The organism is Paenibacillus sp. GCM10023250, from assembly GCF_042653205.1.
GTDB lineage: Bacteria > Bacillota > Bacilli > Paenibacillales > Paenibacillaceae > Paenibacillus_Z.
In genome coordinates, this window is record NZ_JBHSHY010000023.1 from 42,467 (window position 1) to 57,234 (window position 14,768).

Below are 14,768 nucleotides of genomic sequence, written 5' to 3' on the forward strand. Positions count from 1 at the left end.
GAATCTTCCTCCTGTATAGTTTAGGGAGAATCCAGGTTCGTCCGGAGCCAGGGGCGCCGCGAACGGCGTCGAACGGACGGACCCCTTCACGAGGTGAGTTTCGTGTACAAGCTCCTGGTGATCGAAGACGATGCGATGATGAGCGAGATGCTGTCCATGTACATGTCCGGCGAAGGCTACGAGATCCAGCAGGCGGAGAACGGCGAACAGGGGCTCACGCTGCTCGCGTCGTTCGAACCGGACGTCGTGCTGCTCGATCTGATGCTGCCCGATTGGGACGGCACCGAGCTGTGCATCCGGATGCGCCGGCAATCCGCCGTGCCGATCATGATCGTGTCGATGAAATCCGACGTATCCGAACGGGTACAGGCGCTGCGCGCCGGCGCCGATGATTACTTGCGCAAGCCGTTCAGCATGCACGAGCTGAGCGCCCGCGTCGAGGCGCTGATCCGCCGGTCACGGCTGACGCAGGCCGGCGCGGCGGCCGAGCATCCGGAAGCGGACGGCCTCGAAGCCGAGCGGGAGATCAAGCTGGATGCCGAGCGCAGGCTGCTTCTCGTGCGCGGCGGCTTCGTCGAGACGACGTTTTCCGAATTCGAGATCATGAAGCTGTTCCTGTCCCACCCCGGCAAAGTGTTCACGCGCGAGGACCTGATCAACGCCATCCGCGGCTTCGACTCCTTCGTGACGGATCGCGCCATCGACGTGCATATCGTGAACCTGCGCCGCAAGATCGAGAAGAACCCCAAGGAACCGCACTACATCCGCACGGTATGGGGCGTAGGGTACAAATACGTGACCGAAGTGGAAGCGCCGCGCTAATCCTTTCCTAACAGCTCTTTATCGCCGGTCCGGCCGGCGGAGGGGCTTTTTGCCGGCGCACCGCGCCTTCGCGGAAGCGGGCGGAGGGAATGCGCTAACGCCGCGCTCATACCCGCCTGTATCTTTTCTAATGGTTTATGCTTACATGTACCTATTGCGAAGAATGCGGGATTAGGACCGATGGCGGTGTGGAGGATCGGCCGTGAACGAACGGGATTACGGTACCGGCATGACGCACATGATGCGGCAACGCAATCGATAACAAAGGCAGCCTGCGCGCATGCGGGCCGCGGCCGATCAGGGCCGTGGTCTTGCGTGCGCGGGCTGCCTTTTTTTGCGGGATTGGCGGTCGGGGTCTAATCAGCACACTTCCAGGTAAAGCTTGGTACCGTCGCTGTACTGCAGAATCGCGACGTCGCGGATCATTTCCACGGACTTGATGCGTTTCCACTTCTTTCGAAAATCGAAGTTGTATTCCATTTCCTGCAATTTATTTTGCAGCAGCTCCATGTACGACAGCTGCTCGGATGGATAATGTACCGGGACGGAACGATTCTTGAAGGTAATGACTTTGGTCACGGGAAGTGCACCTCCTCTGTATTGATGCCATTGTACAAGGCGAATTTTAGTCCCTTATAAAATGAACGTGAGCCGGTTGTTTGATTTGCTTACCCTTTTCTAACAGGTTTTAAAAACAAGGCGGAGCGCCGCGCGCGAAGCTTCGTGAATGCCGCATCCGCCGCCGGCCCGGACCGGCGTAGTGGTATTATGCGCGGAATGCCGGAAAGTTTATCCGTGCTGCTTCAAGCCGGGCGCGGGCGGGTAATGACGGGAAATGGAATGCGGGAGGATCAACGAATTGACATTCGCCTTTGCTAAAGCGCTATTCGCCAACATCAGCCTGCTGATCGCGCTGGCGTACTTGTTCGATCTCGGGTACCGGTACCTGTTTCAATACGCGCCCCCTCGGGTGAAATACGGCATCGCCGTCGGCGTGTTTATCCTCGGCGGCTGGCTCGCGATGGCGTTCGGCTTGAAGGCGGGCGGCATGCTCGTGCTGGATTTGCGGTTTCTGCCGATCGTCGTCGCGGTGCTCGTGTTCCCGAGTCCGCCGGCGATTCTCATGATCGGCATCGGCATCGGCATCGGCCGGCTGCTGATGGGCTTCGATCAGACGGCGTTCGGCGCCTGCCTGAACATGATCGTCCTTGGCATCCTGTCCATGTGGCTGACCAAGTGGCTGCACGCCAGGCCGTGGACCTTCTTTGCGAAGGGCGCCTTCGCGCTCGGCTTCGTCAACGTGCTCTTCGCGATCAATGCGACGCTGGTCGTCATGGCGTCCGCGGACGTAACGGCGAAGCAATTTTGGCTGGAATACGGCCTGTATTCGTTCCCGCTGCGGATTCTGCTGAGCGCGCTGCTGGTATTCATCATCCGCGACTTCCAGAAGGAGCAGCAGCGCGTGGACGAGCTGCGCAAGATGAACATGCTGCTCCGCCGGCAAACCCGCGAGCTGCGGGCGGCGAAGCGCGATGTGGAGGCCAAGGCGCGCGAGCTGATGCTCGCGAACCAGTACAAGTCCGAGTTCCTCGCGAACATGTCGCACGAGCTGAAGACGCCGCTCAACAGCATCATCATGCTTTCCCAGCTGCTCAAGGAGAGCGAGGAGGAACGCGGCGCGCGCGGGGAGGAGGCCGGGGAGGGAGCCGGCTACGCGGAGCTGATCAACGGGGCGGGCAACGACCTGCTGCGGCTGATCGACGATATATTGGACCTCTCCAAGGTGGAGGCCGGCAAGATGGACATCAACATCGAGCCGCATTCGACCGAGGAGCTCGTGCAGACGCTGTACCAGCAGTTCCTGCCCATCGCGGCGCAGAAGAATCTGGCGTTCGAGATCGAGATCGGACCGCAGGTGCCGGAGGCGATCCAGACCGACGCGCTGCGGGTCAACCAGATTCTGCGCAATCTGCTCGCCAACGCATTCAAATTCACGGAGTCCGGCGGCGTGCGCATCGTCGTCAAGGCGGAAGGCGGCATGCCGATCGAGCCGTCCGCGCTCCGCAAGGGCCGGCTGCGGAACTGGTATCCCGGCGCATGGGCCCGGCCGGCCGTTCGCATGATTCCGCCGATGCGGGTATCGTTCGCCATCGCGGATACGGGCATCGGCATCGATGAGGAGAAGCAGCAGCTCATCTTCGAGGCATTCCGGCAGGAGGACGGCTCCATCAGCCGCAAGTACGGCGGCACCGGGCTCGGGCTGTCCATCAGCCTGCAGCTCGCGCGGCTGCTGGGCGGCACGCTGTCGCTCGAGAGCCGCAAGGGCGAGGGCAGCAAATTTACGCTGCGGCTCCCGGCGGCGGCGCAGACGGCCGGGGAGTCCTCGAGCCGGGCGCGCGAACAAGCAGAAGCACGGCCGCAAGACGCCTGACGAAGCAGCGAAAAAATATTTTAGAAAAAGTATTGACTCCTGCAAACTCCTGCGGTATATTATAAAAGTCGCCTCAAGCGAACGAGGTTGTACAAGCTGGTGTAGCTCAGGGGTAGAGCAACGCACTCGTAATGCGTAGGCCGGGGGTTCAATTCCCTTCACCAGCACCATTCATTCCAATAACGGCGCGGTTTCCGAGCAATCGGGGATCGCGCTTTTTTGCATACAACGCGATAGGCAGAGACGGCAGTCCGGTCGATGCGGTTTGATAATTGGCTGCAAACTGGAATGATTCCAATGTATCGGCATGGGTTGACACCGTTTGCTGAAAGCGCTACTATTGACTCATCATTTCTTTCGCTTTACGTAATTGGAACGTTCCCAAGCCAAGCGAAGGCGTTTGCATCCAACGCGGCATTCGAATTAGGTTACACTTCCGGTTCACGTTTACGAGAAGAGATTTATTTTTTGGGTATTTTGGGAACGTTCCCATAATGGCGCAAACGCGCCTATTCCCCGCATAAAAAGGATGCCAAAAAGAGGGATGGCAGCCCGATATCCGAGCTTCAAGCCGGTCGGTTCGGCGAGATTGGGAACGTTCCCGATAATTGGCGTTTCCAAACAAAACCGTATCGCGGCGCATGCATGATTTGGTGAAATGGGAACGTTCCCAAAATACCGAAAGCCAAGCGGCGCAAACGGGAAACGTTAAAGGAAAAGAGTGATAGCACGTGGGGCCGACCATTCATGACGTAGCAAGGCTGGCGGGGACGTCGAAGAGCACCGTTTCCCGCTATTTAAACGGACAGCAAGTGAAAAAAGCGACGCAGGAAGCGCTCGAAAAAGCGATTAAGGAACTGAACTTCCACCGCAACGCCAACGCGCGGCGGCTGGTGCTCGACCGGACGAACAGCATCGCGGTCGTGGTGGACAACATCTCGAACATCTTCTATTCCGGCATTATCCGCGGAATCGAGACGGTTGCGAATATGAAAGGCTACAACTGCGTCTTTCTCAGCTGGACGTCGAACTACGAGGATGAAATCTCGTTCCTGAACCTGCTCTACGAAGGTCAGATCGACGGGATCATCCTCGTAAGCTTCCAGAAGCGGGCGAAGCAGGACCTGGAGCGAATCCGGGATTCCAGCTATCCGATCGCGCTGATCGGCGACCACGGCGAGATGGAGGGCATCTTCTCCGTCGACGTGGACAACGCAGCGGGCGTGTACGAGATCGTCGAGTATCTTCACGGCCTCGGGCACCGGGACATCGCGTACATCTCCGGCCCGGACCACGCGGCGGCGAACAAGTACCGCTTCAAGGGTTATCTGGCGGCGATGGAGAACCTCGGCCTGACGTACAACCCGGAATGGGTCATGCAGTCGGACTGGAGCAACCAAGGCGGCTATCAAGCCATGAAGAAGCTGCTGCAGGCGGACGGCTTCACCGCCGTCGTCGCGTCGAACGACGAGACGGCGATTGGAGCGCTGAGGGCCGCGCAGGAGCACGGCTTGAACGTTCCGAAGCGGATGTCGATCGTCGGCTTCGACGATATTACGATCTCCGAATGGGTTTACCCCTCGCTGACGACCGTACGGCAGCCGTTCCGGGATATCGGCATGCAGGCGGCGCGGGGGCTTTTCCGCAAAATCGGCGGCAGCGCGGAGGACGATGGGGACAATCACCATCTATTGAAGCCGACACTAATCATTCGCGATTCGTGCGGAAAACTATAGAAAAGAGGTGAGGAGAGAATGAGCTCCAAGGTCAACAAATCGTATTACGGCTATTTCTTCGTCGCGCCCTTCTTCATCGGATTCGTCGTATTCGGTTTGGCGCCGATTCTATATACCTTGTACTTAAGCTTCATGAAATGGGACGGGTTCACCGACCCCGTCTACGTCGGCTTCGCGAACTACACTCGGCTGCTGCACGATACGTTCTTCTACCAGACGATCGGGAACACGCTGATCATCTGGGTGCTCTCGAACACGCCGCAGCTGATTCTTGCGCTGCTGCTGGCACTGATCCTGAACGAGAAATTCATCCGGGGCAAGCACTTCTTCCGGGCGGTCTACTTCTTCCCGCACATCATCACGCCGGTCACGCTCGGGGTCATCTTCAGCCTCATGTTCGACTGGCAGACGGGCAGCATCAACAAGGTGCTCATGAATCTCGGCATCGTGCACGACCCCATCAACTGGTTCAACAGCCCGTGGTGGTCGCGCCTCATCGCCTCGGCGGTCATCTGCTGGCAGTATTTCGGATTCAACATGATCGTCTTCATCGCTGGCCTGCAGGGCATTCCGAACGAAGTGTACGAAGCGGCCGAGATCGACGGCGCTTCGAAGACGCAGACGGCGCTCTACATTACGCTGCCGCTGCTGCGGCCGGTCTTCTTGTTCATCTTCATCACGTCCGTCATCGGCGGCCTGCAGCTGTTCGACGCGCCCCTCATGCTGGGCGACGGCCCGGACAACACTGCGCGGACGATGGTCATGTACTTGTACGAGACGGCATTCAAAAACTTCGATTACAGCTACGGCGCATCGGTCGCGTACGGTATTTTCTTCGTCGTCATGGTGTTCACGGCCATCACCGCCCGAGCCTCGCGGCTGAAGGATTAAGGAGGCGAAGCACATGGCTAAAGCCATCACAAGAGGAATCCTGTACCTGTTTCTGATCGCCGTGGCGGCGACCTGCCTGATTCCGTTCTACAGCATGATCATCACGTCGACGCACACGAACTCGGATATCGCGCGGAAGCTGCTGCTCATCCCGGGCGATCAATTCATCGACAATTACAACCGGTTGAAGGACACGGTCAACATCTGGCGCGGATTCGGCAATACGGTGTTCCTGACGGTCGTCTCGACGATCATCAACGTCTATTTCGCGGCGCTCGCCGGCTACGGGTTCTCGAAATACAACTTCAAGTACCGCGGCTTCTTGTTCCTGTTCGTGCTCGGTACGATGATGATTCCGGGCCAGCTCGGCATCATCGGCTTCTACAAGCTGATGGATACCATGAACATGCTCAACACCTACTGGCCGCTGATTCTGCCGGCGATCCACAATGCCTTCGGGATCTTCCTGATGCGCCAGTTCGCGGATTCGTCGGTGCCGACGGAAGTCATCGAATCGGGCCGGATGGACGGTTACGGCGAGCTGCAGATCTTTAACCGGATCGTGCTGCCGATCATGAGCCCGGCGCTGGCGACCTTGGGCATCTTCGCCTTCATCGGCAAATGGAACGACTTCCTGACCCCGATGATCATCCTGTTCGATAACAATCTGCAAACGCTTCCCGTCATGATCGCGAGCCTGAAGTCGCAGTTCACCTCCGATTTCGGCGCGCAATACGTCGGCATTGTCATCTCCGTCGTGCCGGTGCTCGTGTTCTTCTCGTTCATGTCGAAGCGGATCATCGACGGCGTCGCGGCCGGCGCGGTCAAAGGCTGATCCGAACCGAATTCCAGCGAAAGAGGTGGTGCCGCCGATCGGCAAGCATGACCGGAACGGTCAGGAACGCAATCAAGGGGTACGCATGGCACGCATTTCAAACGTCTCAAGACAACCATGAAAAGGGGAGATCGGTTTTGAAAACGAAAAAATGGCTGACGATGACGACATCGGTCGTACTGGCTGCCGGCCTGCTCGCGGGCTGCGGCAGCGGCAACGGCAATAACGGCGGCAACGCGGGGGGCGAAGCGAACGGCGGCGCGGCGGACAATGGCGGCACGAACGCGGGTGCGGCGAACGGCGGCAACGGCGGCACGCAGGAGCTGTCCGGCAAGCTCGTCATCTGGACGTTCTTCGACCAAGTCAAGGACATGGCCGACCAGTTCCATGCGAAAAACCCGGGCGTGACGATTGATGTCAAAATGTTCCCGGGCGACCAATACCAGACGAAGCTGCTGACGGCGCTGCAATCCGGCAGAGACGTGCCCGATATCTTCGACCTCGAGCGCGGCTACATCGGCAAATTCATCGACTCCAAATTCCTGACCGACCTGTCCGCGATGGGCGGCGACGACCTGGTGAAGGACTACATTCCATACGTACAAGAGCTGGGGCGTTCGAGCGACGGCAAGCTGCGCGCGATCTCCGACCATTCGTCGCCGGGCGGCTTCTGGTACCAGAAGGACGTAGCGGCGAAATACCTCGGCACGGACGACCCGGACAAAATCAGCGACATGGTCAGCTCGTGGGATAAAATCGTCGAGCTCGGCAAAAAAGTCGCGGCGGACAGCGGCGGCAAAGAACATCTGATCCAAAATGCCGGCGACCTGTTCGACATCGAAGCGTACAACACGGAGCCGTGGGTCAAGGACGGCAAGCTGAACATCGATCCGAAGTGGCAGACGGTCTACGACACGCAGCTGAAAATCCGTCAAAACAACGTCGACGCCAAGCTTCCGTTCATGTCGGCGGGCTGGGGCAACGCGCTGAACGACGGCAGCGTCGTCCTGACGTCGATGCCGGCATGGGCCGGCTTCATGATCGACAACAAGGACAACAAGGCGAACGGCAAATTCGGCGTCACCAAAACGCCGGAGGGCTTCTACGTCGGCGGCACGTACCGCGGCATCTACGACAAATCGGACAACAAGGATCTGGCGTACGAATTCATCAAGTACATCGCCGGCGAAGAATGGCAGCAGCACAACCTCGAGAAGACGGGCAATATGCCGGGCAACGGCAAGGTGTATGAAACGAACCTCGAGATGTACAAATCCGCGTTCTTCGGCGATCAGAACATCCTGAAGCCGTATTATGAGTCCGTCAAGCAAATGCCGGCGATCAAAGCCGACAAGTACGGCGAGGACATCCTCAGCAAGTGGAGAAAAGCCGCGGGCGACGGCGTCACGAACAACAAGAGCTTCGACGACGTCGTGAGCGCGTTCAAGAAAGAAGTGAAAAACACGTTCCCCGAACTGAACGTAGACTAATCGACTGCACAAGGCGCGGCTGCTTCTCCCGGGAAGCAGTCGTCCATTTTTGGAAGGAGAATCGGCCCGATGAGCAGCATTCATGAATACGTAAGCCAACTTCGGATCATCGACGGACATGAACATCTGGCGACCCCGCTAATCCGCAAGCACGAGAACCAGGACTTTTTCTCGCTGATGCATTATTTGGACTCCGACCTGATTACGGCCGGCATGGCGCGCGGCGCGCTGGGCCGGCAAGCCGGTACCGACGAAGAGCGGGCGGCAACGTTCCTGAAGCACTGGGAACGGACGAGCAACACGACGTACGCGCGGATGTTCCGGACCGCGATGGAGGATTTGTACGGATTTCACGATTGGAGCGTTCCCGGTATCCTGGCGGCCAACGAGAAAGTCAAAGCGGCCACGCACGATCCGGGCTGGTACGACAAGGTGCTGTACGAGAAATCGGGCATCGACCTGGCGTTCACGCTCATTCAGACGACGAAGCTGGACTATGAACGGTTCCGCCCGATCATGTTCATGGACTTCGCCTTCAAATTGCGAAATCGAAAGGATATCCGCGACGTAGAACGCAGCGCCGGCGCGAACGTACATACGTTCCCGGCCTATCTGGACGCGGTGGATGCCTTATTGCATAGATTCAAATCCGAAGGCATGGTGGCGACGAAGCTCGGCCACGCCTACTGGCGCTCGCTGGCCAGCGCGAAGCCGACCTTCCAGGAAGCCGAAGCGGTGTTCAACCGGCTGATCGGCCGGACGCTCGAGGACGGGCTGTCGCAGGCGGAGTCGGAGCCGCTGCAGGATTACCTCATTCATTTCATCATCCAGCGTTCCGCCGCGTACGGGCTGCCGATCCAGATTCACACGGGGCATTACGAGACGAGCGTGTCGGGCAACGGGAACCTGATCCCGAATTCCAACGCGTCGCTCCTGCTCCCGCTGCTGGCGGAATACCAGGACGCGAAGTTCGTGCTGCTGCACTGCGGCTTCCCGTATCACGAGGCGTACCTCAGCATCGCCAAGAACTATCCGAACGTGTACGCGGATTTTACGTGGACCTACATCATTTCGCCGACGGCGGCGAAAGGGATTTTGCACCAAATGATCGAAATGGTGCCGCAGACGAAAATCCAAGGCTTCGGCGGCGACTATAACTACGTCGAAGGCACGTACGCGCACCAGAAGCTAGCGCGGAGCATCGTCGCGGACGCCCTGGCGGAGAAGATCGCCGAGGGCGCGTTGAAAGAGAAGGACGCGATGCGCTTCGCGGACCGGATCTTCCGCGACAATCTGATCGAGCTGTACCGGCTTGACCTGTAAGCGAAAGGACGGGGATGGACGTGGGTTGGAAGACGGAATGGAGCGCCGGCGGCCGCGAACTGCTGGTGTTCGCGCCCGGCGGCGAGGACGGCGGGAGCTGCATGCGGTTCGGCCGACTGCTCGCCGTGCGGGACGCCGAGGGCCGCGAGATCGGCGAGCTGCCGATCGGCGAGATCGCCGAGGACGGATGCGGCGGCCTGCGGATGACGGGCGCGACGGAGCTGTACGAGGCGGAGGCGGTTTGGACGGCCGCCGCCGACGCGTGCGGCGTGTACGACGTGACGCTGCGGTTCGTCTATACAGGCGAAGCGCCGGGCGCGTTCGGGCTGACGTTCGGCTGCGAGCTGCTCGGCCCGGGCCGCCCGGACTGGATGATCCCGGGCGCATTCTACAAGGAGAATCGCTTCGAGAAAAACCTGCGCATGTATCCGCGCTATGACTACCAGGGCGGCGACCCCGGCAAGATGGTGTCCGACCAGTGGTCGTTCCGTTCGGACCGCGCGGCGCTGCCGGCGGTATTCGCCTGGAACGACGGCATGTGCGGCGCGCTTTGTACCGGGGAGACGTCGGAGCTCGGCCTCACGGGCCTCGGCTTCCGCGGCAACGAATCGGGCACGGCGATCTGGCTCGACTTCCCGTACCGCGAGACGCCGGTCACCTTCGTCGGCGACGCGGTGCCGCGGCCGGCGGACGTCGCCGTCGCGACGTTCGCGCCGGGGCAAGCGGTGACGCTGAAGCTGCACGCATACGCCGCGGACGCGGATCCGCATGCCTACGATCCGTTCGTGCGCCGGATGTACCGGTTGGACGCGGCGGAGCACGGACTGAACCCGTGGATGGGGCTGGAGCAGGCGGCGGAGCTGACGGCGCACGGCCTCTACACGTGGCATTACGATCCCGAAGAAGGAATCTTGAACGAGACGGCGGCGTTCGACCGCGAGTTTAATCACAACGTCAAAGGGATGGGCGACCGTCCCCATATGCATGTCGGCTGGGTCAGCGGGGCGCCGTACGCATACGCGCTGCTCGCCTACGGCCGGCGGAAGGGCGTGGCGGACTACGCGTCGGCCGGCGCCGCGGTGCTCGACAAGATCGCCGGAGGCCTCTCGCCGAGCGGCATCTTCTGGGCGTCGTGGGTCGCGGGCAAAGGCTGGACCGCCGGCTGGAACCCGAAGTCCGACTGGCTGCAGGCCCGTACGATCGCGGAGGCGACGCTGTTCATGACGCGCGCGCTCGCGTTCGAACGGGAGCGCGGCGAGACGCATCCCGCTTGGGAGACGGCGGTGCGGTCCAACCTGGACTTCGCGGCGTCCCGGCAGCGGGGAGACGGCAACTTCGGCTCGTATTACAACTGCCAAAGCGGCGACGTGGAAGAATGGGACGGCGCCGGCGGCTTGCTGTGGATTGCCGCGCTGCTGGCGGGGGCATCCTATTTTGGCAAGGCGCGCTACGCGGAAGCGGCCGTGCTGGCCGGCGGCTATTATAGCAGGTTCGTCCGCGACGAGTATATCTACGGCGCGCCGGAGGACGTGCACCTGACGCCGACGTCCGAGGACGCGTACAACGCGGTCGCCTCGTACGTTCATCTGTACGAGCACGATCGCGACCCGCAATGGCTGGCGCTGGCCGCGAGCGCGGCGGACTGGATGATGACGTTCCGCTGGACGTACAACCTGGCGTTCCCGCGCCATACGCTGCTCGCGCAGTACGATTTCCGCTCGCGGGGCGCCGACCAGGCGTCGACGTCCAACCAGCATTTGCATAACTACGGCTTGTTCTGCGTGCCGGAGATGCTGCGGCTATGGACGTACACGAAGGACGCGTACTACCTCGACCGGACCCGCGACCACATCGCCTGCTTCCTGCAGTTCATCGCCCGGGAGGACGGCGACTTCAACGCCTACAAGGGCATGGTCACCGAGCGGTTCTACAACACGAACTGCTTCCAGCCGAAGGGCATGATGCTGACGCTGTCGCATTCGTGGTGCGTCGGGCTCATCCTGTACGCCGCCCAGGAGGCGCAGGCATACGCCGAGGACTTGAAGCTGTAGCGTCGGGTCCTGCCAGCCGGAAGCCGAGCACGGAGGGCGGCAAGCAGCCAGGCAGCAAGGCAAGATCCAATCCCGAACGGAGGTCTATCGTATCGTGCAAGTAGCAGGAATCGATATCGGCACCACATCCATCGCGCTCGTCATCGCCACGGACGCGGGAGAGACGTTCAGCGTCGCGACGAAAGCGAACGACGCCTCCCTGCCGAGCGAACGTAGCTGGGAGCATGCGCAGGAGCCGGAACGCATCGTCGCGCTCGTCCGCGAGCTGATCGCGGACAGCGCGCCATACTGGGACGAGGCGGCCGCGGTCGGCATCTCCTGTCAGATGCACGGCGTGCTGTACGTGGACCGGGAAGGCCGCAGCGTCAGCCCGCTCTATACGTGGCAGGACGGCCGGGCCGATCTGTCGACGGCGCGCGGCGAAGGCACGTACGCCGAGCGGCTCGGCCGGTTGTCCGGCCATGCGGTAAGCGCCGGCTTCGGGCTCGCGACCCACTATTATAACCAGCTAAACGGCGAAGTGCCGAAGGACGCGGCTTATCTATGCACGATCGGCGACTACGTCGCCATGCGGCTGACGGGGGCGGCCGTGCCGCGCATGGACGCCTCGAACGCGGCAGGCCTCGGGTTGTTCTCGAACCGGCTGCTGGCCTTCGACCTGTCGGCGCTCGCGCGCGCCGGCATCGACGCGTCGCTGCTGCCCCCAGTCTGCAAGGGCGACCGGATCCTCGGGACGACGCCGGACGGCAAGCCCGTCGCCTGCGCCATCGGCGATAACCAGGCGAGCTTCGTCGGCGCTGTGCCGCGGCTGGAAGGGACGCTGCTCGTCAACGTCGGCACGGGCTCGCAGATGTCGGTGTACGTTCCGCGGGTGGAGGAAGTGCCCGGGCTGGAGACGCGTCCATTCCCGGGCGGCGGCTTCCTGCTCGTCGGCGCGCCGCTCAGCGGCGGCAAGTCGTACGCGCTGCTGGAGCGGTTCTTCAAGGCGGCGTGCCGCGCGTTCGCGGACGTCAACCTGGACGACGCGGACATCTACGAGCGGATGAACGCCCTTGCCAGCGAGGCGCTGGACGACGGGCTCGGGCAGCTCCGGTTCGGCACGCAGTTCTACGGCACGCGCCACGATCCGCTCGTGCTCGGCCACGTGGCTGGCATCGGCCCGGCCAACTTCACGCCCGGCCATTTCGCCGCGGGCGTGCTCGGCGGCATCGTCGACGAGCTGCTGGGCTACGTCCACCTGCTGCCGGGACGGCTGCTCGGCGGCGTGACGGGCGCGGCCGGATCCGGCAACGGCATCCGCCGCAATCCCGTCCTGCAGCGGCTGCTGCGGGAGCATCTGAACCTGCCGCTGCGGCTGGCGGAGACGCAAGAGGAGGCCGCGTTCGGGGCCGCGGTGTACGCCGCGTCGGCCTCGGGCGCGTATCCGGATTTGAGCGCGGCCATGGCCGCGATGAAGAAGGGATGATCGAACGCATGGGAGAGAGCAGAACCGATTGGTCCAGCCGCAAGCTGGCCATTATCCACACGACGCCATTGACGGTAGAGCCGCTGAAGGGGCTTGCGCTGTCGCTGATGCCCGGCCTAGACGTCGTCAACCTCGTCGACGACTCGGTGCTGCCGCAGCTGGCGGCGAACGGCGCGCGCATCGAAGAGGTGCGCGGCCGCTGGAGCGACTACGCCCGGATCGCCGAGCAGCTCGGCGCGGATTGCATCCTGAACGCCTGCTCGTCGATCGGCGAGCTGTGCGCGCAGGTACAGCCGGAGATCGGCGTGCCGATCGTGCGCATCGACGAGGCCGTGGCGGAGTACGCCGTGAGCCGCGCGGCGCGCATCGGCGTCGCCGCGACGCTGGCGACGACGCTCGTGCCGACGCAGCGGCAGCTGCGCGCCAAGGCGGAGGAGGCCGGCCGCGAGGTCGAGCTCGTGCCGGTCGTCGCCTCAACCGCCTACCAGCTGCTGCTGGCGGGGGACAAGGACGGCCACGACAACGAGCTGGCGGAGGCGCTGCGCAAGCTGGCGGCGGACACGGAGCTCGTCGTACTGGCGCAGGCGTCGATGGCCCGGGTCGTCGAACGGTTCGCGCCGGCAGAGCGGGCGCGCTTCCTGACAAGCCCGGAGCCGGGCATGAACCGCGTGCGGGATACGCTGGCCCGCGCGCGTTAACAAGCAGAGACAAGAAACGCGATACCGGAGAGGAGAGCAATCTTATATGTCTAATCAAACGAAGCCTCAAAACGTCATCACGCTCAAGCGCGCGCTGGAGTTCGCCGAGGCGGGCCGGTTCGCGATCGGTTCGTTCTCGCCGCGGTACACGCCGATGATCGCGGCCGTGCTGCAGGCCGGCCAAGAGGCGAATTCGCCCCTGATCGCGCAAATCTCGCACAAGGAGCTGATCCGCTACGGCATTACGCCGGCGGAATTCGGCGAGGAATTCTACTGCCAGCTCGGCGAGCTGAACGTCACGGTGCCCGTCGTGCTCCACCTGGACCACACGAAGGAGCTGGGCACGATCGCCGAGGCGATCGACGCGGGCTTCACGTCCGTCATGATCGACGCCTCCGAGAAGCCGTTCGACGGCAACGTGAAGGACAGCAAGGAAGTCGTCGACTACGCGCACGCGAAGGGCGTCTCGGTCGAAGCGGAGCTCGGCATGATCGGCACGACGGACTTCGTCGAGACCGACAAGGATGAGGAGCTGTACACCGACCCGCGGGAAGCGGCGGAATTCGTCCGCCTGACCGGCGTCGACGCGCTGGCCGTCTCGTGCGGCACGGCGCACGGCGTCTACAACGTGAAGCAGCCGAAAATCGACTATGACCGCCTGTCGGCCATCCGCGCCCTGACACCGGTCCATCTCGTTCTCCACGGCGGCTCCGGCGTGCCGGCGGAGATGATGCAGCACGCGTTCCGCCTGCCGGGCGGCGGCGTGAGCAAGGTCAACATCGCCACCGACCTCGAGCTGTCGCTGCTCGCGGCGCTCGGCCGCGAAGAGCGGATGTCGAACGTCGAGTGCCGGTCGCTCTCGCCGGAACGGCTGGCGCTCGGCCGCGGCGCGGTCAAAGGCACCGTCATCGATAAAATGCAACACTTCGTCTGCAGCGCCGGCCATGCGGACCGTTTCCGCCTGTAAGCTAGCCGCGCGGCTGCTCTATGAATCGCCCAATACGTTCGGATAGGAGCTGAATTCAA

12 protein-coding genes and 1 tRNA gene are annotated in these 14,768 nt (G+C 62.0%); 12 read left to right on the plus strand and 1 reads right to left on the minus strand.

The features are described 5' to 3' along the window. The first annotated feature begins 102 nt into the window (after window positions 1-102). Entirely contained in the window at window positions 103-822 is a 720-nt protein-coding gene (locus tag ACFPB1_RS17730; protein WP_379227444.1) for a response regulator transcription factor, read from the plus strand. A 360-nt stretch (window positions 823-1,182) separates the two neighbouring features. Here ACFPB1_RS17730 and ACFPB1_RS17735 read toward each other — a convergent pair whose 3' ends face one another. Further along, a complete protein-coding gene (locus ACFPB1_RS17735; RefSeq protein WP_161703863.1) occupies window positions 1,183-1,401 on the minus strand; it encodes a hypothetical protein in 219 nt (72 codons plus the stop codon). 280 nt (window positions 1,402-1,681) lie between these two features. On the opposite strand from ACFPB1_RS17735, the gene ACFPB1_RS17740 reads away from it, so the two are divergent. The 11 genes from ACFPB1_RS17740 to ACFPB1_RS17790 all read left to right on the plus strand — a co-directional run bounded on the left by ACFPB1_RS17740 (window position 1,682) and on the right by ACFPB1_RS17790 (window position 14,709). Then, window positions 1,682-3,253, plus strand: a complete 1,572-nt coding sequence (locus ACFPB1_RS17740; RefSeq protein ID WP_379227445.1) for a sensor histidine kinase — start codon at window positions 1,682-1,684, stop codon at window positions 3,251-3,253. A 95-nt stretch (window positions 3,254-3,348) separates the two neighbouring features. Then, a tRNA-Thr gene (locus ACFPB1_RS17745) sits at window positions 3,349-3,423 on the plus strand. Window positions 3,424-3,984: 561 nt separating this feature from the next. Further along, complete coding sequence (locus ACFPB1_RS17750; RefSeq protein WP_379227446.1) at window positions 3,985-4,989, plus strand: LacI family DNA-binding transcriptional regulator; 1,005 nt, start codon at window positions 3,985-3,987, stop codon at window positions 4,987-4,989. A gap of 18 nt (window positions 4,990-5,007) precedes the next feature. Beyond that, window positions 5,008-5,880 (plus strand): carbohydrate ABC transporter permease, encoded by an 873-nt coding sequence (locus tag ACFPB1_RS17755; protein WP_379227447.1) that lies wholly within the window; start codon window positions 5,008-5,010, stop codon window positions 5,878-5,880. 13 nt (window positions 5,881-5,893) lie between these two features. Then, window positions 5,894-6,715, plus strand: coding sequence for a carbohydrate ABC transporter permease (locus ACFPB1_RS17760; protein WP_379227448.1), 822 nt, complete (start codon window positions 5,894-5,896; stop codon window positions 6,713-6,715). A gap of 137 nt (window positions 6,716-6,852) precedes the next feature. Then, the gene (locus tag ACFPB1_RS17765; RefSeq protein ID WP_379227449.1) at window positions 6,853-8,205 is read left to right on the plus strand and encodes an ABC transporter substrate-binding protein; all 1,353 of its coding nucleotides are present in this window, start codon (window positions 6,853-6,855) and stop codon (window positions 8,203-8,205) included. Window positions 8,206-8,274: 69 nt separating this feature from the next. After that, window positions 8,275-9,528, plus strand: a complete 1,254-nt coding sequence (locus tag ACFPB1_RS17770) for an amidohydrolase family protein (protein ID WP_379227450.1) — start codon at window positions 8,275-8,277, stop codon at window positions 9,526-9,528. A 20-nt stretch (window positions 9,529-9,548) separates the two neighbouring features. Then, window positions 9,549-11,579 carry a hypothetical protein gene (locus ACFPB1_RS17775; protein ID WP_379227451.1) on the plus strand — a complete coding sequence of 677 codons (2,031 nt, stop codon included), beginning with the start codon at window positions 9,549-9,551 and terminating at the stop codon, window positions 11,577-11,579. A gap of 94 nt (window positions 11,580-11,673) precedes the next feature. Then, on the plus strand, window positions 11,674-13,044 hold the full coding sequence (locus ACFPB1_RS17780) for a sedoheptulokinase (protein ID WP_379227452.1): 1,371 nt from the start codon (window positions 11,674-11,676) through the stop codon (window positions 13,042-13,044). Window positions 13,045-13,052: 8 nt separating this feature from the next. Further along, a complete protein-coding gene (locus tag ACFPB1_RS17785; RefSeq protein ID WP_379227453.1) occupies window positions 13,053-13,742 on the plus strand; it encodes an aspartate/glutamate racemase family protein in 690 nt (229 codons plus the stop codon). A 46-nt stretch (window positions 13,743-13,788) separates the two neighbouring features. Beyond that, a complete protein-coding gene (locus ACFPB1_RS17790) occupies window positions 13,789-14,709 on the plus strand; it encodes a class II fructose-bisphosphate aldolase (protein ID WP_379227454.1) in 921 nt (306 codons plus the stop codon). Window positions 14,710-14,768 lie beyond the last annotated feature (59 nt).